This window comes from Gilliamella sp. B3172, from assembly GCF_026536465.1.
In the GTDB taxonomy this organism is placed as follows: Bacteria; Pseudomonadota; Gammaproteobacteria; order Enterobacterales; family Orbaceae; genus Gilliamella.
Genome location: NZ_JAFNOA010000002.1, coordinates 335,080 through 356,010, shown reverse-complemented (window position 1 = coordinate 356,010; position 20,931 = coordinate 335,080). Strand labels below are relative to the sequence as shown.

General features: G+C 36.9%; 21 protein-coding genes, 1 tRNA gene, 1 pseudogene and 1 riboswitch. Of the genes and pseudogenes, 11 read left to right on the top strand and 12 right to left on the bottom strand.

Features of this window, described 5'->3' with window-relative positions:
• Positions 1 to 142: 142 nt before the first annotated feature.
• Positions 143 to 1,072 carry a hypothetical protein gene (locus tag J3U37_RS04320; protein WP_267373456.1) on the bottom strand — a complete coding sequence of 310 codons (930 nt, stop codon included), beginning with the start codon at positions 1,070 to 1,072 and terminating at the stop codon, positions 143 to 145.
• 122 nt (positions 1,073 to 1,194) lie between these two features.
• Entirely contained in the window at positions 1,195 to 1,905 is a 711-nt protein-coding gene (gene mnmD, locus J3U37_RS04315) for a tRNA (5-methylaminomethyl-2-thiouridine)(34)-methyltransferase MnmD (RefSeq protein WP_267373455.1), read from the bottom strand.
• 90 nt (positions 1,906 to 1,995) lie between these two features.
• Here mnmD and J3U37_RS04310 point away from each other — a divergent pair, with 90 nt between their 5' ends.
• The 6 genes from J3U37_RS04310 (at position 1,996) to J3U37_RS04285 (ending at position 6,964) form a co-directional block, all read left to right on the top strand.
• Positions 1,996 to 2,727 (top strand): 1-acylglycerol-3-phosphate O-acyltransferase, encoded by a 732-nt coding sequence (locus tag J3U37_RS04310; protein WP_267373453.1) that lies wholly within the window; start codon positions 1,996 to 1,998, stop codon positions 2,725 to 2,727.
• 3 nt (positions 2,728 to 2,730) lie between these two features.
• Positions 2,731 to 3,507 (top strand): methyltransferase domain-containing protein, encoded by a 777-nt coding sequence (locus tag J3U37_RS04305; RefSeq protein WP_267329737.1) that lies wholly within the window; start codon positions 2,731 to 2,733, stop codon positions 3,505 to 3,507.
• A 262-nt stretch (positions 3,508 to 3,769) separates the two neighbouring features.
• A complete protein-coding gene (gene rfaD, locus J3U37_RS04300) occupies positions 3,770 to 4,696 on the top strand; it encodes an ADP-glyceromanno-heptose 6-epimerase (protein WP_267329736.1) in 927 nt (308 codons plus the stop codon).
• A gap of 11 nt (positions 4,697 to 4,707) precedes the next feature.
• Entirely contained in the window at positions 4,708 to 5,754 is a 1,047-nt protein-coding gene (gene rfaF / locus J3U37_RS04295; protein WP_267373452.1) for an ADP-heptose--LPS heptosyltransferase RfaF, read from the top strand.
• A gap of 2 nt (positions 5,755 to 5,756) precedes the next feature.
• Positions 5,757 to 6,719: a lipopolysaccharide heptosyltransferase RfaC gene (gene rfaC / locus J3U37_RS04290; RefSeq protein ID WP_267329734.1), complete on the top strand. Its 963-nt coding sequence runs from the start codon at positions 5,757 to 5,759 to the stop codon at positions 6,717 to 6,719.
• A gap of 44 nt (positions 6,720 to 6,763) precedes the next feature.
• Positions 6,764 to 6,964, top strand: coding sequence for a YaeP family protein (locus J3U37_RS04285; protein WP_267373450.1), 201 nt, complete (start codon positions 6,764 to 6,766; stop codon positions 6,962 to 6,964).
• Here J3U37_RS04285 and J3U37_RS04280 read toward each other — a convergent pair.
• The 3 genes from J3U37_RS04280 to trmA all read right to left on the bottom strand — a co-directional run bounded on the left by J3U37_RS04280 (position 6,957) and on the right by trmA (position 10,492).
• Positions 6,957 to 8,360, bottom strand: a complete 1,404-nt coding sequence (locus J3U37_RS04280; RefSeq protein ID WP_220219406.1) for a heavy metal sensor histidine kinase — start codon at positions 8,358 to 8,360, stop codon at positions 6,957 to 6,959. The genes J3U37_RS04285 and J3U37_RS04280 overlap by 8 nt on opposite strands.
• Complete coding sequence (locus J3U37_RS04275) at positions 8,347 to 9,033, bottom strand: heavy metal response regulator transcription factor (protein WP_220219405.1); 687 nt, start codon at positions 9,031 to 9,033, stop codon at positions 8,347 to 8,349. The genes J3U37_RS04280 and J3U37_RS04275 overlap by 14 nt, the downstream gene beginning before the upstream one ends.
• Before the next feature lie 358 nt (positions 9,034 to 9,391).
• Positions 9,392 to 10,492, bottom strand: a complete 1,101-nt coding sequence (gene trmA, locus J3U37_RS04270) for a tRNA (uridine(54)-C5)-methyltransferase TrmA (protein WP_267373449.1) — start codon at positions 10,490 to 10,492, stop codon at positions 9,392 to 9,394.
• A gap of 409 nt (positions 10,493 to 10,901) precedes the next feature.
• Between trmA and srmB the strand changes: the two genes are divergently transcribed.
• Complete coding sequence (gene srmB / locus J3U37_RS04265) at positions 10,902 to 12,215, top strand: ATP-dependent RNA helicase SrmB (RefSeq protein ID WP_220219403.1); 1,314 nt, start codon at positions 10,902 to 10,904, stop codon at positions 12,213 to 12,215.
• 119 nt (positions 12,216 to 12,334) lie between these two features.
• Entirely contained in the window at positions 12,335 to 12,937 is a 603-nt protein-coding gene (locus J3U37_RS04260; RefSeq protein WP_267329732.1) for a peroxiredoxin C, read from the top strand.
• 152 nt (positions 12,938 to 13,089) lie between these two features.
• On the opposite strand, the gene J3U37_RS04255 is transcribed toward J3U37_RS04260, so the two are convergent.
• The 4 genes from J3U37_RS04255 to J3U37_RS04240 form a co-directional block, all read right to left on the bottom strand.
• Positions 13,090 to 13,422 carry a DMT family transporter gene (locus tag J3U37_RS04255; protein WP_220219401.1) on the bottom strand — a complete coding sequence of 111 codons (333 nt, stop codon included), beginning with the start codon at positions 13,420 to 13,422 and terminating at the stop codon, positions 13,090 to 13,092.
• A 113-nt stretch (positions 13,423 to 13,535) separates the two neighbouring features.
• Positions 13,536 to 13,611: transfer RNA gene (locus J3U37_RS04250), tRNA-Lys, on the bottom strand.
• 216 nt (positions 13,612 to 13,827) lie between these two features.
• Entirely contained in the window at positions 13,828 to 14,142 is a 315-nt protein-coding gene (locus J3U37_RS04245) for a DMT family transporter (RefSeq protein ID WP_220219400.1), read from the bottom strand.
• 125 nt (positions 14,143 to 14,267) lie between these two features.
• Positions 14,268 to 14,591, bottom strand: a complete 324-nt coding sequence (locus tag J3U37_RS04240; protein WP_220219399.1) for a DMT family transporter — start codon at positions 14,589 to 14,591, stop codon at positions 14,268 to 14,270.
• Positions 14,592 to 15,254: 663 nt separating this feature from the next.
• Here J3U37_RS04240 and J3U37_RS04235 point away from each other — a divergent pair.
• From J3U37_RS04235 to J3U37_RS04225, 3 genes are read left to right on the top strand one after another with little or no spacing between them, the layout of a single operon-like run.
• On the top strand, positions 15,255 to 15,911 hold the full coding sequence (locus J3U37_RS04235) for a nucleoside recognition domain-containing protein (protein ID WP_220219398.1): 657 nt from the start codon (positions 15,255 to 15,257) through the stop codon (positions 15,909 to 15,911).
• Complete coding sequence (locus J3U37_RS04230; protein WP_267329731.1) at positions 15,904 to 16,371, top strand: YjiG family protein; 468 nt, start codon at positions 15,904 to 15,906, stop codon at positions 16,369 to 16,371. The genes J3U37_RS04235 and J3U37_RS04230 overlap by 8 nt, the downstream gene beginning before the upstream one ends.
• Positions 16,372 to 16,385: 14 nt before the next feature.
• Complete coding sequence (locus J3U37_RS04225; protein WP_267373447.1) at positions 16,386 to 17,486, top strand: M20 peptidase aminoacylase family protein; 1,101 nt, start codon at positions 16,386 to 16,388, stop codon at positions 17,484 to 17,486.
• A 107-nt stretch (positions 17,487 to 17,593) separates the two neighbouring features.
• Here the strand turns inward: J3U37_RS04225 and ribB are convergent, their stop codons facing one another.
• From ribB to J3U37_RS04210, 3 genes and pseudogenes are all read right to left on the bottom strand, one after another.
• Positions 17,594 to 18,229 (bottom strand): 3,4-dihydroxy-2-butanone-4-phosphate synthase, encoded by a 636-nt coding sequence (ribB, locus tag J3U37_RS04220; protein WP_220219395.1) that lies wholly within the window; start codon positions 18,227 to 18,229, stop codon positions 17,594 to 17,596.
• 216 nt (positions 18,230 to 18,445) lie between these two features.
• Positions 18,446 to 18,633, bottom strand: a riboswitch (FMN riboswitch).
• Between the two features lie 122 nt (positions 18,634 to 18,755).
• Positions 18,756 to 19,514 (bottom strand): ABC transporter permease subunit, encoded by a 759-nt coding sequence (locus tag J3U37_RS04215; RefSeq protein ID WP_366518694.1) that lies wholly within the window; start codon positions 19,512 to 19,514, stop codon positions 18,756 to 18,758.
• A 243-nt stretch (positions 19,515 to 19,757) separates the two neighbouring features.
• Positions 19,758 to 20,630 (bottom strand): annotated as a pseudogene (locus J3U37_RS04210) (ABC transporter permease subunit); the annotation flags it as partial.
• Between the last annotated feature and the right edge of the window lie 301 nt (positions 20,631 to 20,931).

The window sequence follows — 20,931 nt, the reverse complement described above, 5'->3', positions numbered from 1 at the left end:
AAAATTTTAGTTAATCTTGAAAGTATACTTGGGATTGGTTGGACTGAAGATAAATGTTTTATCATTCAATCAAAAACATAGGCAAATCACAATTATTTACTATTATCTAAAACCCCATTAAACATGGGGTTTTAGATGAATCCTAGTTACTAATTTTCTCTTTAAAATTGGTGTAGGACATTCCTCGCTTAATAGCAGCTTCTCTTATTTGGCTACAAGGATAACTGTCTTTAATATTTTGATTTAATTCAATTCTCTTTGACCAGTCATCAACGGTAGAATCAATAGCCACGACTTTATCAACGCATGCATTATAGGTACTGATAAATTCCGCTTGATTATCAACAAAAAATTTCACAACTTCCTGATTTTGTTTTGCCCAAGCTTTTTGCCAGCTACTTCTACAAACTGATGAAAATCTCAAATCATCAGAACAATAAATAGATTCCTTTTCTTCAATGGTTTTGAGATCATCATTTGCTAATTCAGTTGCAGCCTTTTCTTCTAATGCTTGTTCAGCTACACGACAGTTAGATTTCGTTCTAGAATCGAGCTTACATAAAGACAGCATTTCACCCTTGATTTCATCAAATGATAACTGTTTTAACTGATCTTTACCCTCTTGAGCCTTTTCATCATAAATAATCTTCCAAGCTTGACATTTAGCACTACTAGTTCCAAACGTAAATTCTTGGCATTCATCATCCTTCAAATATTCGTTTATAGTTTGTTGCCAAGTAAGTCCTTCTGTTTCTTTTACTATAATGGCCTTCGCTGCATCTAGTGCTTGTTGCTTCTCAGCTTCCTCACGCTCTCTTTCCAATTGCGCCTTTAACTTTTTATCATTGATAATTGCGTTTTTTGCAGCAATGCATTGTTCATCATTGATTAATTTATCATATGCTTTGCGATCCCCTTCTAACTGAGCTTTACTTAATCCATTGGAACACTCTTCTCTTTTTGCTTCAGCAGCATCGAGATTTTTTGAATAATACTCATAATCTTTTTTCTCACAACCGGCCAAACTTAATGCTATAGCAACAACAAATACAACTGTATTTAATATTTTCATCTTAACTCCTTATTATTTATTAATAATTAAGCTCAATTTATATTCCATTAATGATAAATGTTTATTTAAAATCGCAATATTGGCTAAGTTTACCGTAATTTCCGTAATCGTTATAGCATATTTTATAAAGACTTAATGCCAACTAACATTTCACGTTTTATACCAAAACCTTTACGCTTTAATACTTGAAAACCTGCATTGGTTAAATTACGGCGCACAAAACCTGCTGAAGTAAAAGTTGCAAAAGTTCCCGCTGGTCGGGTTAATTTAAAACAATCTTGAAATAAATGTTGTGACCACATATCAGGATTTTTTGCTGGTGAAAAACCGTCAAAAAACCATGCATCAACAAGTATATTAAATTTTGATAAGAAATCAGGATAGGCGCTAATATCATCATAACAAATCGCTAAACTGATATTCGCCTCAATCGGCTCAGATTGAAATAAATAAGATCTTAACTGCTTAGCAAGTAAGGCTAACGTGTCATCATCTATCACATTTTCATGCATTTGCAGCATCTCTTGTGCTGATAATGGATATTTTTCTACACTGAAAAATTTCAATTGTTGAAGAATGTGATTAGGGTATTGTCTTTTAAACGCTAAAAACGCTTTGGATAGTACCAAAAAACTCAAGCCAGAACCAAAACCGGTTTCGCCAACAATAAATGTATCAGACTGATGCGTTAAAAAGCGTTCAACTAAATTATTTCCTTCAACAAAAACATAGTTTGTTTCGGCTACTGCGCCACGGGTATTAAAATAGACATCATCAAAATGTGTCGAAATTGCGGTTTGGTTTTCATCCCAAATAATTGTTGATTTTGGCATAACCGTCCTTTTAGCTGTTATCGGTAGCGGAAACTGTATATTAATGCTGATTACGTATATAATACGCTAAGTTAACTTATGAGGTAAATTATGGTTTTTCTTTTTCGCTTAATTAGTGTTGTCATCTTAGGAGTGATAATCTGTGTTTTAGGTATTATTTTTTGCCTGTTTAATCCGCGTAATCCAAAAAATGTTGCACGCTTTGCGCATCTATTTAGCTTTTTTTTCAAGCCCATTTTGGGCGTAAAAGTTGAAACCCGCCAATATTCCAATATCCAAAACATGGGAAGCTGTGTATTTATTGCCAATCATCAAAATAATTATGACATGATTGTTGCCGCTGACATCGTTCAACCGAAAACCGTCACCGTTGGGAAAAAGAGTTTGGCATGGATCCCATTTTTTGGGCAACTTTATTATCTAATCGGTAATATTTTGATTGATCGTAATAATAAATCTAAAGCACACGATACCATTAGCCAAGTGGTAAAAGAGATCAACAATCGAGGCATATCTATCTGGATGTTTCCCGAAGGGACTCGAAGTCAAGGTCGAGGATTGTTACCTTTTAAAACAGGCGCATTTAAAGCCGCTATAGCCGCAGGTGTACCTATTGTGCCAATCTGTGTGTCGGATACCAATTCAATTAAACTCAATCGTTTAAATAACGGACACGTGATTGTTGAGATGCTTGATCCGATTGAAACCAAAAACCTTCAAAAAGACGATACTCGTGCCTTAATGGAACAGTGTTATCAATTAATGTCTGAAAAATTATCGCAAATCAATGCGCAAGTACAAAAGCTGAATAATCAAAACTAACGTATGAATAAGCAAGATCGAAATTTTGACGATATCAGTGCTAAATTTGCACAAAATATTTATGGTACAACTAAAGGTAAAATACGTGAGGCGATAGTCTGGCAAGAACTTGAACAGATCTTAGCTGACTGTAGTGTTAAAAAGCCATTAAAGATCCTTGACGCGGGTGGTGGGCAGGGACAAATTGCTTGTAAGCTTGCCAGACTAGGGCATCAAATTACCTTGTGTGACATTTCAGCGCAGATGCTTGAACAGACAAAACAAACCGCGATAGCGGAAAACTTACCGATAACGTGTATACATAGTGCCATACAAACGCTTGACCAAGTGACAGATGAACAATTTGACCTAGTGATTTGCCATGCAGTTTTAGAATGGGTAGCTGAGCCAATAACTGTCATTAACGCCTTAAAGAGACATTTAAAAGCTGACGGTTACTTATCGTTAATGTTTTATAATTATGATGCACTGTTATTTAAAACGGTGACACTGGGTAATTTTGGTTATACTCAAGCAGGTTTAGCTAAACGCAAAAAAAAGACCTTATCGCCGGATTTTCCAAGAAAGCCAACTGAAGTTTATACCTGGTTAACCGATCTTAACTTTACCATAACAAATAAAATCGGCATCCGGGTTTTTCATGATTATTTAATCAATAAAAGCAAGTCTGAAACACACTTTGACCAACTATTAGCGCTTGAAAAACAGTATTGTCAAACCGAACCCTATCTTAGTTTAGCAAGATACATTTTATTAACTGCAAAACATAATAATGAGTAATTTCAATAAAAGAGAGAGTTTTAAACGACAATCTCTTTACCCAACCCATTTTTCTACATTGCATCTATTTTTGATAAACATCGTTAACAGCATGAATTAATCGATATAAAAAATAGCAATTAACCGCTTACTACCAAACAATGGTAATTAATTATTCTCAAAACGGATAAAAAACAATATGCATCTAAATGAACACTCGAAAATTTTGTCATAAATCGGTATTATAGAGGCATTAAATTTAATTCGTTTAAAGGTAGTAATTATGATTGTTGTCACTGGCGGTGCAGGTTTTATTGGAAGCAATATTGTTAAAGGTTTAAATAGTATTGGACATAAAGATATTTTAGTTGTCGATGACTTAACTGACGGAACTAAATTTGCAAACTTAGCTGATTTAGACATCGCTGATTACATGGACAAAGATGAGTTTATTTCTGCAATCATCTCTAATGAAAATCTTGATATCGATGTTATTTTTCATCAAGGCGCTTGCTCAGCAACCACTGAGTGGGACGGAAAATTCATGATGGAAAATAATTACAGCTATTCCAAAGATCTCTTACACTACTGTTTAGATTTCAATATCCCATTCCTTTATGCTTCATCAGCGGCAACTTATGGCGGTCGTAGTGATAACTTTATTGAAGAGCGAGCCTACGAAAAACCACTAAATGTATATGGTTACTCTAAATTTTTATTTGATCAATATGTCAGAGAGATTTTACCGCAAGCCACATCGCAAGTTTGTGGTTTTCGCTATTTCAATGTTTACGGACCGCGTGAAACGCATAAAGGCAGTATGGCAAGCGTGGCTTTTCATCTCAATGAGCAATTGAAAAAGGGTGAAAAACCCAAACTATTTGCCGGTAGCGATAACTTTAAACGTGACTTCATTTATGTTGGTGATGTGGTTGATGTCAATTTATGGTTCTGGAAAAATCAAGTATCCGGGATTTTCAATTGCGGTACCGGTCAAGCGGAATCTTTCCAAACCGTAGCAGATGCTGTTATGAGTTATCATCAAACAGGCGAAATTGAATATATTCCCTTCCCTGAGCAGTTAAAAGGACGTTACCAAACCTTTACTCAAGCTGATTTAACTAAATTCCGACAAGCAGGTTGTCAAATAAAATTCAAAACTGTGACCGAAGGCACAACCGAATATATGAAATGGCTCAATGAACAATAAAAAGGAAAAAAATGAAAACTCTCATTATTGGTCCTTCATGGGTTGGCGATATGATGATGTCGCAAAGTTTATATCGAACATTAAAACAGCTTAACCCCGATATTGAAATTGACGTTATGGCACCTTCATGGTGCCGAGCTTTATTAGCTAAAATGCCGGAAGTTAGCCAAGCTATTGCCATGCCGCTAGGTCATGGTGAATTTGCTTTATCTAAGCGTTATCAATTAGGCAAATCGCTACGGGAAAATCATTACCAACAGGCTATCGTTTTACCTAATTCATTTAAATCTGCTTTGATCCCCTATTTTGCTAAAATTCCTAAACGCACAGGCTGGAAAGGTGAAATGCGCTACGGATTACTCAACGATCTTCGTAAATTAAATAAGCAAGCTTATCCGTTAATGGTTGAGCGCTATGTTGCCCTTGCCTATCCAAAGCAAGAGATGCACTCAGCTAAAGATATCCCTCAACCTATACTGTGGCCTAAACTGCATGTCACCATGCCGGAAATTTTAGAAACGTTAACCGCTTTTGATATCCCGCAAGATGCCCCTTTGATAGGTTTTTGTCCTGGGGCTGAATTTGGACCAGCCAAGCGCTGGCCGGATTATCATTATGCAACGCTTGCTGATATGATCGTTAAACAGCATGCTAAAGTGTTAATTTTTGGTTCGGCCAATGATCGCCAAGTCGGTGAACAGATTATGGCAAAGATGACTCACAGCGATCAATGCATTAACCTAGCCGGAAAGACTCAATTAGATCAGGCCATAAATCTAATTGCTGCTTGTAAAGCAGTGGTAACCAATGATTCAGGATTAATGCACGTTGCCGCAGCCCTTGATAGACCGCTTGTAGCGCTGTACGGCCCAAGCAGTCCGGATTTTACGCCACCATTGTCAAATAAGGCTGAAGTGATTCGGTTAATTACCGGTTATCACCGAGTTCGTCGAGGTGATGCGGAACAGGGATATCATCAAAGCTTGATAGATATTAAACCCGATCAAGTGTTTGAAAGTTTAATGAAGCTAATTGTCCGCTGTGAAAAGAGTAATTAATTATGCGTGTACTGGTCGTTAAAACATCTTCAATGGGTGATGTGCTTCACACTTTACCCGCCTTAACCGATGCAGCAAACCATATACCCAATATCACGTTTGATTGGGTTGTTGAGGAAAATTTTGCCCAAATTCCTAGCTGGCATTTTGCGGTTGACACCGTCATACCGGTAGCAATCAGACGCTGGCGAAAGAATTGGTTTTCTCGCCCTGTCCGTAAAGAGCGTCATCAATTTATCCAGCAACTTCGCCAGCAACAATATGATTGTATCATCGATGCCCAAGGATTAATAAAAAGTGCCTTTTTGATTACTCGTAAAGCCCGTGGAATCAAACATGGCTTAGATCGTCAGAGTATCAAAGAGCCTATTGCCAGTTGGTTTTATGATGTTAAACATCATGTCCCAAAACAGATGCATGCCATTGAGCGAGTTAGGTTACTGTTTGCTAAAAGTTTAAATTATACCTTCCCTAACCATACCGGCGATTATGCTATTGCTCGTCATTTTACTCAGGTGCTACCAGAAGACGCTATGCAATATCTGGTATTTCTCCATGCCACCACGCGTGATGAAAAACATTGGACAGAAGATGCATGGCGAGAATTAATTAAACAAATTGAACCAACCGGGTTAACCATTAAACTACCATGGGGTGCGCCGCATGAAGAGCAGCGTGCACTGAGGCTGGCTAAAGGTTTTCAACATGTGCAAGTGTTGCCAAAACTCGCCTTAGATGAAATTGCAACGATCATCGCAGGTGCAAAAGCAGTAGTATCGGTTGATACTGGATTAAGCCATTTAACAGCGGCGTTAGATCGACCCAATATCACCTTATTTGGTCAAACCGATCCTAAGCTAATTGGTGGGTACGGTAAAAATCAACACAGCATAATTTCCGCTGATAAAAGTATGCAAAGCATTAGCGCTAATCAAGTTTATGAAAAATTGGCTCACTTTTTATAATCAATGCTTGAAAGACAAATTTACACACTAAAGGATAAAGTTAAATGAATCAGTATCATGAAACAATTCGTCAAAAATATGCACAAATTGGAAGTAACGAACTCGGTTATATTGATGATGCGCTAGGTGCCGTGATGCAAGTTCTTAATGAAGTAGTGCGTAACGAGCACGTTCCCCAAGAATTAAAAGATAAAGCTGCTTATGCAGCAGCTAATCTATTAATTAGTGATTTTGATGTTAAATAGCCGTTGGCAAATTAATCACAAAGCGGGTTGATTGATCGTCCGATTCAACATAAATCGAGCCTTTATGGGTTTCAATAATCGATTTAACAATCGCAAGTCCAATACCTGCTCCGGATGAATCATTACCGCTACGATGACGTGATTCATCCACACGATAAAATCGATCGAAAAGGTGCGGTAAATGGCGACTGTCGATCTTTTTACCGGGGTTAGAAATAATAATTTTTATTCGCTTTTGCGTCACTTGACTCAAGCTTATTCGGATTGTTTCGTTTTCAGGTGTATAACGAATAGCGTTGGATAGAATATTACTAATCGCTCGCCCTAACATCATTTTATCACCTTGAATATGAGCACACTGACCTTCCAAATCAATAGTGATATTTTTCTCGTCGGTTAACGGTTCAAAGTATTCACACATCATCGTCAACATCTGATGAATATCAATATCGATCAGATTTGGCACTAGTTGGCGGTTATCTGCCTGCGCTAAGAACAGCATATCAGATATCATTTGTGACATTTTTTCATACTCTTCTAAATTAGAGTATAAAATCTCTCGATACTCTTCTGTAGAGCGAGCATTATTTAAAACAATTTGTGTTTGGGTTGTTAAATTAGTAATTGGTGTACGCATCTCATGAGCAATATCTGCTGTGAAATTACGTTGCCGATGAAATACATCTTCCATACGGCTGAGCATCTTATTAAATGCTTTCACTAAACTCACATATTTGGTCGGCACTGAGGCGGTAGAGATTCGATAATTAAGGCTTTTTAAGTTAATTCGCTCAATTTTCTTAATTAATCGGTTAATCGGTTTTTGGGTGTAATAAATAGAGATTAGCGATCCAATTAACGCCAAAACACACGCAATTGCAATAAGTATACCTAAACCAATGCGCAAGCGATAAATAAACTCTAGTTGCAAATCACGTCCAACGGCAACAATGGTGGTAAACTGTTTACCTTCATCTACCATAACCCTTGAAGCAGCAATGCGGTAAGATGATTTATCGACATTCCAAATGGCGGTACTATTTTCGGCAATAATCCGTTCGAATTCACGTTGTGATAAAGCAATTGCCAGATTAGGGCCGCGTGTTCGATAAACAATTTTTCCCGAATCATCTAAAATATAGACAAACAGATGATGGTGACCTGTCAAAATTAACAACAGATTTTGGAAAAACTCATCACGATTATCAGCGGGAGAATAGTAAGTCAATTCTCGCTCAACTGAAGTAATAACCGAATTTAATTCAGTCACATTTTGTTGAATCGAAAACTTCTCAAAAGAGCGTTCGATAAGATAACTAAAACAGTAAAGTAGCCCACAAGTAAGTAGGCATACAATAAGTGGTAAGCGAAATGATATAATTTTACTCTGCTTCATCCAATACATCTAATTTATATCCCATTCCACGGACAGTATGAATTAATTTAGGCTCAAAATCGGCATCGATTTTGTTACGTAAACGCCTAATTGCAACATCAATAACATTGGTATCACTATCAAAATTCATGTCCCACACTTGTGAGGCAATAAGCGATCTAGGCAATACCTCACCCGGATAGCGTAAAAAATATTCCAATAGTAAAAACTCTTTATTGGTTAAATCAATTCGTTTATCGCCACGTGTAACGGTTCGTTTAGGTAGGTCCATTACCAAATCAGCAATACTTAATTGATAATTATTTACTTGTGGCACATTACGCCGTAAAAGTGATTTTACCCGAGCTAATAGTTCGGCAAATGAAAAAGGTTTAACTAAATAGTCATCAGCACCTAAATTTAGCCCTTTAACTTTATCTTCAACACTGCCCATGGCAGTTAGTAACATTATTTGAGTATCTTTACCCGCTTCTCGCAATGATTGAACGATTTTCCAACCGACGATATCCGGAAGCATCACATCGAGAATTATTAAATCATAGTCTTCTGTCATTGCTCGATGATAACCATCGAGACCGTTATTAGTCAGATCAACTATAAATCCAGATTCAACTAATCCCTGACGAAGATACTCTCCTGTTTTTTGTTCATCTTCAACAACTAACAATTTCATTTTGAATATTTCCTTTGTTGTTTTATCAGGTTATCGAATTTGCATAATGGGTTATAGGATATATGAAAAACTCAAATGCAATCATGACAATGTAATGACTATTTTGTAATGTTTGTGTCATTAATTCGTTTGTTTGTGTTTGTTATATTAGCACCACAATGATTCATGAGGCTAGACAGTATTGTTTCATTGTTTTATTTCCTTTCATCCATTCCTTGCAATTTAATGCAGCCCTAGTTTATCTAGGGTTTTTTTTTATCTAAAATAGCACTTATCTTAATAAAACAATAAAACAAAATATAAAGAGATTTGAAATCTTGCCTATTTTAACAAGATTTCTGTTTTTTTAATACGAATATCACGACTTTTTATGTAGAACAATACCCGTTTCAATATGATCAGTATAGGGAAACTGATCAAACATCGCAAAATGGGTAATATCATGCGTTTGTGAAAGCTGTTTTAAATTCTCTTTGAGCGTTTGAGGATTGCAAGAGATATAGATGATTTTGTCATAGCTTTTAAGAATAGTAATGGTATCGTCATCTAAACCGCTACGAGGTGGATCAACAAGTACCGTATTACACTGATAATCATCAAGATTAATGCCTTTCAAACGATTAAATTCACGCTCTTTCTTAATTGCGCTGGTAAATTCTTGAGCTGACAATCGGACAATTTTCAGATTATCTATATGATTGACTTTAATATTATGCTGGGCTGAATAAACCGAAGCTTTGGCAATTTCAGTGGCTAAAACCTGACGGAAATTCTGCGCCAACGCAATAGAAAAATTACCATTACCACAATAAAACTCCAGTAAATCACCGGTTGAATTCTTAGTTACCGCTAACGCCCACTCGAGCATTTTGATATTGATTGCCGCATTGGGTTGAGTAAAGCTATTTTCAACTTGTCGATAGGTCAGCGATCGATCTTGCAATGGTAAAACTTCGTCAACATAATCCACATCAAGACAAATTTTTTGATTACTGGCTCGCCCGACTAAATTAGCCTCAATACCTTGTTCGGCTAATTGTTGCTTTAAAAGCTGGGCTTGCGCAAGCCAATTATCATCTAACTTTTTATGATATAAAAGTGTGATTAAAAGCTGACCACTTAAGGTTGAAAAATAATCTATTTGAAACAGCAAATGGCGTAAGGTTTCATTGTGTTTTAAAAGCGGTAAAATCGCTTGCATCGCTTGATTTATCAATACTGTCGCTATCGGGAAAGTATCAATTCGCACCCGTTTTTTGGTCTTTTTATCATACATAATATGATAAAGATCTTCACCATCATGCCATATTCTAAACTCAGCTCGCATACGATAATGACTGACTGGAGATGAATGAACGACCAATTGAGGAAGGTTAAAATCAGACAATAATGTTGTTAATTGAGTAATTTTATTTTGTAATTGTACTTCGTAATTATCGTTGGTGAAATATTCAGTCATTTTGTTTATCAGATCGTTATAGTAAAAAACAGAGCGTTGATTTTTGGACAACAACATCCAACTAGTAAAGATAAAACTGAACGGTTAAGCATTTAATCAGACAACACAATAAATATTGTTCAAAGCTATACCTTCAAATTTGCCGGACATTCTATCACAAACTCTAAACGATGATAAGTTTCTACTTAAACATATACATTTTCTGAAACTTCTTGACAAAAAATTTAACCATTAATAACAAATCAAAGCTGTATGACAAAAAGTTGAAGTAGTTCATCGATATCCATAATCAACAGATAAACGTTACTAAGCGGTAATTAAATCAAATCAAAATATGTCACATGATAATGATTGTAGTTATAAACATTGTCGCTATAATACTTCTCAAATTTCTGATAAAAAGATAGCTATGACAACACAAACATTTTCCGATCTACAACTTGATGATATTTTAGTGGAGAACTTACAAGCACAAAACATCATCACCCCAACAGTCATTCAAGCGCAAACTATTCCGGCGGCATTAGAAGGCAAAGATATTTTAGGCTCAGCCCCAACCGGTACCGGTAAAACATTAGCTTTCCTTATCCCGGCTGTGCAACATCTATTGGATTTTCCTCGTCGCAAACCTGGGCCACCAAGAATTTTAATCTTAACCCCAACCCGTGAACTTGCCATGCAAATTGCTCAGCAAGCACAAAAACTTACCCAATCAACCCATTTAAGCATCGCAACCATAACCGGTGGTGTCGCTTATATGAACCATGCAGAGATCTTTAGCAAAAATCAAGATATCGTAATAGCAACTACCGGACGACTTTTGCAATATATCAAAGAAGAAAATTTTGATTGTCGTGCGGTTGAAATGCTCATTTTAGATGAAGCTGATCGCATGTTAGATATGGGCTTTTCGCAAGATGTTGAAACCATATCGGCTGAAACACGTTGGCGCAAACAAACCTTACTATTTTCTGCAACACTAGAAGGTAAAGGCTTGTATGACTTTGCTAATCGCATATTAAATAATCCGGTTGAAATCAATGCCGATCCTTCACGCAAAGAGCGCAAAAAAATCCTACAATTTTATTATCGCGCTGATGATTTAACGCATAAAGTGGCGCTATTAACCCATTTACTTAAACAAGAAGAGTTCAAAAAAACAATTGTTTTTGTGCGCAAACGTGAACGTGTTCATGAATTGGTATCAATGCTACATCAAGCGGGGATCCATAGCTGCTATTTAGAAGGCGAAATGGTGCAAGCAAAGCGTAACGAAGCGATAAAAAGAATCAGCAACAATACCGTTAACGTATTAGTTGCAACCGATGTAGCGGCACGAGGGATTGATATTGATGATATCACGCATGTGATCAACTTTGATGCACCAAAAACAGCCGACGTCTATTTACATCGCATAGGTCGCACAGCTCGTGCCGGCAAAAAAGGCACCGCTATCATGCTAATAGAAGCGCACGATAACGAGTTATTACAAAAAATCGAACGCTACATCAATGAACCGATTAAATTAAGAACTATTGACCATTTACGCCCAAAAACTCGTGCGCCTAAACCAGTAACCAAGAAAAAACCTTCGCAGAAGGCAAAATCAAAAAGTATCAGTAAAAAACACGAAGAAACTAACAAGAAAAAGGTAAAACTGCGTCATCGCGATACAAAAAATAAAGGTAAACCGAAAAAATCGATAAAAAAAACCGAACAATAATACCTTTCTTGATAGTTTGTGCTTATGAAATTAATTGCTTATAACAACTGTGACCTCCCCGTTAAATTGTTATAATGCATACCAATTAGATTGATATTTGTTTGAAAAGGAGACATTTTATGACATTAGTCACCCGTAAAGCCCCTGATTTTACTTCTGCAGCTGTTCTAGGTTCTGGTGAGATCGTAAATAATTTTAATTTAGCTCAACACATTAATGGAAAATATGCTGTCGTTTTCTTCTGGCCAATGGATTTCACCTTTGTATGCCCTTCTGAAATTATTGCCTTTGATCATCGTTTAGAAGAGTTTAAAAAACGTGGTGTAGAAGTGATTGGTGTATCAATGGACTCTGAGTATGTGCACAATGCATGGCGCAACACGCCACAAGAAAAAGGTGGTATTGGCGAAGTGAAATTCCCTATCGTTGCCGATATTAAACATAGCATTATGCAAGCTTATGGCGTAGAACATCCTGAAGCAGGTGTTGCGCTTCGTGCTTCATTCTTTATTGATAAATCGGGTATTGTTCGTCATGAAACTATTAATGATTTACCAATTGGCCGTAACATTGATGAAATGCTACGTATCGTCGATGCTTTCCAATTCCACGAAGAGCACGGTGAAGTATGTCCTGCTCAATGGACTAAAGGCAAACAAGGTATGAAAGCTAATCCAAATGGTGTAGCTAGCTTCTTAAAACAACATGCTAACGAAATTTAAATTAAGCAAATAATCGATTATAACTAGCCTAATTATATTTTGGAAAGCACTTGCCGGAGTTAAATTCCGGCTTTTTTATGCCCTCAACGAAATATCCCGTCAGATCACATTCAATGAGTATCAAAGTCAGTTATCAAGACTAATTAATTAAATTAATGTCCTGCAACATTAGAAAATAGGTTAATAATAACCACACCAAATATAATAAAGCCCATACCAATTAAAGCCGCCAGATCTAATGACTGTTTCATAAAGATCCAAGCGATTAAACTGATAATAATAATCCCAATCCCCGACCAAATCGCATAAGCAATCCCAACAGGAATGGTTTTTAAGGCTAAAGAAAGAATATAAAACGAAGCACTATAACCAACAATGGTAATGATTGAATACAGTAAATGAGTAAAACCATTTGACAGTTTTAAGGAAGAAGTTGCAATAACTTCACAAATAATTGCAAAAAAAAGTAATAGATATGAATTCATAATATGACTCATAAGTTAGTTGAAATAAAGAATGAAGACTCGCCATTAATTTTAGTGATAAAAATGATAAATAAAAAACTAAATAATCACTCAATTTAGGAAAAATAGAAATATGGTGGGTTGTGAGGGGATCGAACCCGCGACCAATTGATTAAGAGTCAACTGCTCTACCGACTGAGCTAACAACCCACTAAGACAGTGTGATTATTCTATATAAATTTAGACTGCAATGCAATTAATCAAAAGTTGAAATTAGAAAATAAGTTGATATTGAAAATAAAGAAAATTCAATAAATCAAATCAGCATAATAAAGGCAGAAATTTGGTAAGAATCTTAATGGTTGTATGTTGTATCTAAAATGATCTCGATATTTGATTAATCTCATCAATGTGAATAACGGTATATCACATGGTGAGATGCAAACCAACCACACCAATAATAATAATAGTCAGACCAATTAATCGCTGAATATTTTTAGGCTCATTAAACAAAAACATATTGGCTAACACCGCACCCGATGTGCCAAGACCGACCCAAACCGGGTAAACGATACTTAAATCCAAATAACGTAACGAAAAATAGAAGAGCGCAAACGAAACAAAAAAGCCGCCCCAATACAGTACAATACGTAATAAGCTTTTTTGCTGTGAATAGAGTTTGAGCCCAACAGCACCAACTACCTCAAAAATCGATGCAGTAAATATTAATAACCAACCCATAATAAAGTTCCTAATTTAACGCTTTGACTATCTATAAAAACTAATTATCTAAATGCACTCACGGTTTATATGTGTTAACTGTTTGTACCTGTTAATTATTTTTACTTATTAACTATCATTACATTTTAACTATCAGTACGTTTTAACTGCACAACACCAATAATGATTAACAATACAAAAAACAGTTGAAGAAGATTAAATGTTTGCCCGAAAAGGAGCACATCAATCGCAACCGATCCAATCGCCCCCACACCAGAAAAGATTGCATATACAGTGCCGGTTGGTATGGTTTTACACGCTTTAGTCAGACAAGTAAAATCGACAATAATCACTAGCACAATGATGATCCAGTGCCAAAATTCGGTTGCGATAGTAAATCCAAGAACCCAACTCAATTCAAAAAAGCAGGTCAGTATAACGTATACCCACTCTTTATTCCTGCTATGCATAGCTACCTCACTGAAATTTATTACTTTTTCGCTTTGCTTGATTTTCTTTTTTCACCTTAACGCTTTGGATGAAAATAAAAAGACGGTTCGCAAATTAAACAAATTTGCCACCTAAAGATCGTGATGTTTAAAAGTAGAGAAACAACGCAATTTTTTACTAAAACGTAGGTAGTTTCTGAAACATTTTTACAAAAAATTTATTGCAAATTTCAACATACTCGCTGATTTTATAGCGAAGAAAAATAAATATCAAGGCTAAAACTGTTATAAGTCAATGTTTAAGACTGTTGCTGCCATTATTTTTACCAATCAAACGAAAGTAAAACTTTTAAAAAAACGCAAGGATCAAAATGCCGGCATTATAATGATGCCAACAGAATATAATTGGTTGTTTTATTAGTAATCATTATGGGAAAAACAGCCACCTTTTCAAGGTTAACCAACTGTATAAAAACGATCACATTTTCAATTTAAACGAAATTCAGTATAAAATACCCAAAATAATTTCTGCTACTTTTGATAGCTAACATCGCTATTTAACACTAATTTGTCTATAACTGATTAGAAATAAAACAGAATATAACAGATTAAGTTGATAAAAGTGCAGTAATTATTTTTTTATATTGAAATGAAAAGATTGAATAATCGTAAAAGGAAGATCGCATGTCAAAAAAATCTGACAATGAAGTAAAAGTCGGAATAAAAGCGTATATTTCACTTATTGTGGCTATACTGTTTTTTTCCGGCCTATTTTTTAATGTAGAGGGAAAAGAGTGGCTAGGTGCATTTGATTTTACCAGTCTAAGTGGTAAATTTGGTACGATGCTTCATCCGGAAAAAAATAGTTTTGTGGGTGAAGGCGGCATCAGTGCTCGAGCTGGTTTTATCTTTGCCCTTTCGCTCATACCCACAGTAATGTTAGCCCTGGGCGTTCTTGAAATATTTACCCACTATGGCACCATTCGAGCTGCACATAAATTATTAACTCCTCTACTTAAACCTATCCTAGGTGTGCCGGGCAAAACGGGGCTTGCGCTTATCACTGATTTGCAAAGTACCGACGCCGGTGCGGTTTTAACTAAAGAATTATATGATGACAAGCAAATCACCAAAAAAGATTTAGTAATTATCAGCGCTTGGCAATATTCGGGCGCCGGATTGATTAATAACTATTTTTCAATCGGTTCCGCCCTATTCGCTTCGATGAGTGTTGCCATTTTTATTCCTTTAGTACTGATGATTGTACTTAAGTTTGTCGGTGCCATTTTAGTGCGTCTGGTTCTAAACTCAGTTTATAAGAAGGATTTTAGTAATGAGTAATTCACAAAATCAAACCAACAATCCATTAGATATTTTTGTTATTGGCGCACGTAAAGGCTTTAATATTGCCATTAATAACTTAATGCCCAATATCATCATGGCTTTTGTTATTACCGAAATCTTAAAACGCTTAGGATTAATGCAGCTAATTGGTGATTATTTTTCACCGGTTATGGGGCTTTTTGGTCTACCGGGCGAAGCCATTACGGTCTTACTCACAGCTTGGTTATCCGCTTCAGCAGGTACCGGTGTGGCGGTTAATTTAATTACGCAAGGCTTACTTAGCGCAACCGATGTTACCATTTTGGCACCCGCTATTTTCTTAATGGGCTCACAACTGCAATATATGGGGCGATTGCTGGGCGTTGCTGATGTGCCGAAAAAATACTGGCCATTACTCATGGTAAACAGTATTGTTAATGGTTTAATTGCCATGATTGTTATGCGGTTTATTGTTTGATAAAGGAGATATCAATGTCTACTGTTTTACAACACTATAACCATTTGCATCAGATCCCGGAGCTTGGTTTTCAAGAGCATCAAACAGCGGCTTATATTGCAACCGAGCTTGAAAAAGCAGGTTATAAAGTGACTCGTCATATTAATAATACAACCGGAATAGTGGCGGAGTATGACTCTGGCAAACCCGGACCGGTACTTGCCTTACGGGCTGATATGGATGCGCTTGGGCATATTATTGATGGCGTACATTGTGCAAGACATACTTGTGGTCATGATGGACACTCGTCAATCTTGTTAACGGCAGCAGAAGAGCTAATAAAAGAAGGCAATATTAAGCAAGGCCGTTTAAAGCTTATCTTTCAACCCGCTGAAGAGCTAGGCTCTGGCGCTTTAGCGATGATTGCCGGTGGCGCCATTGATGATGTTGATATGATTATTGGTCTTCATCTTCGTCCTAAAGATGAATGTCCAAAAGGTTTCGCATCGCCGGCAATGTATTATTCGGCTTCTACCACTGTGGAAGTTAATATCCATGGTATACCTGCGCACGGCGCACGGCCACATCTAGGCGTCAATGCATTAGATGCCGCTATGATGGCAATTCAAGCAGTAAATACCATTCATCTTGCGCCTAGTTTAACTTATAGCGTAAAAGCAACACGCTGTATTTGTGATGCTGGCGTCACCAATGCCATTCCGTCAAAAGCCTATGTCTGTTGGGATTTAAGAGCACCGACCAATCCGGCGATGGATGAGTTAAAAGCCAAAACCTTAAAAGCAATTAAACTCAGTGTAGAAGCAATCGGCGCTAAAGCTGATATTGAAGTATCAAAAGAGATCCCAGCAGCTGAGATCGACAACGAAGTTAGCCAAATCATTACTGAGGCTATCGTTGACGTGTTAGGTAGTGAAGGATTAAAAGATCCGATCTTCACCCCAGGTGGCGAGGACTTTTTTAATTACCCAAGAGAACGTAATGTTAAAGCTGGATTTTGGGGATTAGGTTGTGATTTAACACCGGGATTACATCATCCGGAAATGAAGTTTGATTTATCTGCTTTAGAAAATGGTGTCAAAATTACTAAAGCTTGTGCACTAAAAGTTTTAGGTTAATTTAACCATAACTATGTCGATAATGGTGCCAATAACTACACCAATAACTACGCTAATAACTATGCCGACAAATTCGGCATAGTTATCTTCCACCATTTAGCAAGATCTTAAGATTCACGATATTGTACAATATCTTCAATAGTGACCACCGGTAAATGGTGTTTTTTAGCAAACTCAACCACTTGTGGCGCTCTTGCCATAGAGCCGTCATCATTGGTTAATTCACAAATAACCGCAGCAGGTTTGAATCCGGCTAAAGTCACTAAATCAACAGAAGCCTCAGTATGCCCACGACGTGCCAGTACGCCACCTTGTTGAGCCACTAACGGGAACACGTGACCGGGATGATTTAAATCACTGGGTTTTGCATCATCCGCAACGGCTGCTCGAACAGTGGTGACACGATCGGCGGCTGATACCCCGGTTGAGACGCCTTCAGCCGCTTCAATGGTAATCGTGAAAGCGGTATGATTTTTACTGGTGTTATTTGCCACCATCATCGGTAATTGTAATTTTTCACAATAGGCTTTTGGCATGCATAAACAGACAATCCCACTACCATAACGAATGGTCAACGCCATTTGCTCTGTGGTGATTGTTTCAGCTGGCCAAATAATATCGCCTTCATTTTCACGATCTTCATCATCTAACACTAATACACCTTGACCGGCTTTAAGTGCAGATATCGCATTTTTCACACGCTCAATCGGTGTGCCAAACTCATTTAAATTAAACTGATTCATGGTAGTTACCTATCCTGTTATATACAATTAATTGTATTTACACTTAAATCCAATTTGCAACGAACATGCCGTAAATTTAGCTGACTAATTGCCGTATGCGCATTTAGGGCTTTGTCTTCGCTTTTTTATCAATTAAGTATAAATAAATTAAATACCAGAATCAGGGCAAGTGCTTGACCATAGTGATTTTACCTTTCGGTAAATATAGAAAAGATAAGCTACTCTCTTTCATCCAGACTTTAACTGTCGGCTTTGGAATCACACCAAATCTGCTAGACCTTAATCGATTAAAGATATTGAGTGTTTAGTCGGAAACATACCGCACTAAACCAACAAAATAAACGATTAAGCGCTCGTGGGCTATAACCACCGGTGGGGAATTACACCCCGCCCTGAGAATTTTGTCAGAAAACTGACTTAAAACACTATAATACAAAATGCATTAAAAAACACGGACATTTTAAAGAAAAATTGCCGCATATAGCGGCAATAATTAATAAAAGCAATATTGAGTAAAAGCAATAAGTTATTGCATACGAATTTCCCGCATTTTACGTCGCTCAGCTTTACGCATCCACAGCCATGATATAAAACCAATAATGCCGACAATCAATAGAATAATTGTTGCCAGTGCATTGACTTGTGGATCGACCCCTAACCTAACTTTTGAGAAAATAAGTTTAGGCAAAGTCATTGCGCCCGGTCCGGTGACAAAATTCGCAATCACCACATCATCCAGTGATAAGGTAAATGCCAGTAACCAACCCGATACTAACGCTGGGGCGATCATAGGTAAGGTGATAATAAAAAATACCTTAAGCGGATTAGCACCTAAATCGAGTGCCGCCTCTTCTATCGACTTATCTAATTCACGTAAACGGGCACTAATGACCACGGTAACATAAGCGGTACAAAATGTGGCATGCGCCATCCAAATGGTAATTGCGCCACGGTCTTTAGGCCAACCTAATACTTGTCCCATGCCAACAAATAGTAATAACAGTGCCAAACCCGTTATAACATCAGGCATAACCAACGGTGCAGTTGTCATAAATGAGAACAAATTAGCGCCACGGAAACGTCTGAAACGAATAATAGCATAAGCGGCTAATGTACCTAACAAAATAGCCAGCGTTGCTGCGCCTGCGGCAATCGATAAGCTCAATCCGACAGCTTTAAGCAACGTATCATTGTGAATAAGCTCAAAGTACCATTTGGTTGAAAAATCTGCCCATACTGTCACTAAGCGTGAACTATTGAATGAATAGATAATCAAAATAATCATTGGGATATACAAAAAGGAAAATACCACCAATAAAATTAACCCTTTTAAGCAACGACAAACTAACGCAATAGTCACTAGCGTTGTTACAATCAAGCTAAATGTTAAGCAACCAATATAGTAGCTCGCTGAGCCTAATAAACTCAGTCCGGATGATGATATCAACAGCGTTAAAATCATCACACCAAGTAGCGAAGAGATAAAGACGATCAAAGCAGATCGTAGAATAAATGATGAATTATTCATTTATTTACCCCCCGTTTGGCTGTTCTGAAATTTGTTGAAATAATATATTGGCACAATTAATATCAGAAGCATCACACTGGCAACTGCCGATGCCGCTGGCCAATCATGGTTATTGAAGAATTCAGTCCAAAGCTGGGTACCAATCATAATACCTTCTGAAGGTCCTAATAGTTCCGGAATGACATATTCACCCACTGCCGGAATAAAGACCAACATTCCCCCTGCAATAACGCCATTTTTAGTTAATGGCACAATAATTTTGAAAAAGGTCTTAATCGGTTTACAACCTAAATCTAACGCTGCTTCAATTAAGGTCGTATCTACTTTACTTAGTGATGTATAGATTGGCAGAATCACAAACGGCAAATAAGAATAGACAATACCGATATAAACGGCGAAATAAGTTTTCATAATGATCAGCGGCTGATCAATCACGCCTAACCACATTAAAAAATGATTAAGTAAGCCATTTGGATTTAAGATACCAATCCATGCGTAAACCCGAATCAAAAACGAAGTCCAGGAAGGCAATATAATCAAAAGTAACAAAATGTTACGGGTTGACGGTTTACATTGTGAAATTGCCCACGCTAATGGATAGCCAATTAAAATACATAATATTGTTGAAATCGCCGCAATTTTTAGTGATTGCAAATAAGAATCAAGATAGATAGTATCCGTGATTAAATTGACATAATTACCGAAGTTCAAAACAATATTGAGCAGTCCGTCATCATAGCTAAACAGATCAGTATAAGGCGGAACAGCCGAAGCTATCTCGGAAAAACTGATTCTAAACACAATTAAAAATGGCAGTAAAAACAGCAATAACATCCATAAATATGGAATAGCAATGACAGTTAACCGACCATAAAGTGTCATCAAATCAGATTCGTCCCGCTGTTGGCGCATTTTTTTATAAGCAAAATAAATGGCAACTAACCCAGCAGGAATGAACAATATGCTTCCGGCAATAATTAAGCGATAAGCAAATTTTGATGGTTTGTAATTTGCTAAATATAATCCTAAGCATGACAATAAGAAGCTTAATGTCATTGCCGTAAAGAGCGCATCTAAAAATAAGTTATCAAATGCATCAGTTGTTTGAAAACGCCAATAAACATTAAGCAAGACAAATGCATTTAACAACAAACCCAATAAAATGGATCGCATT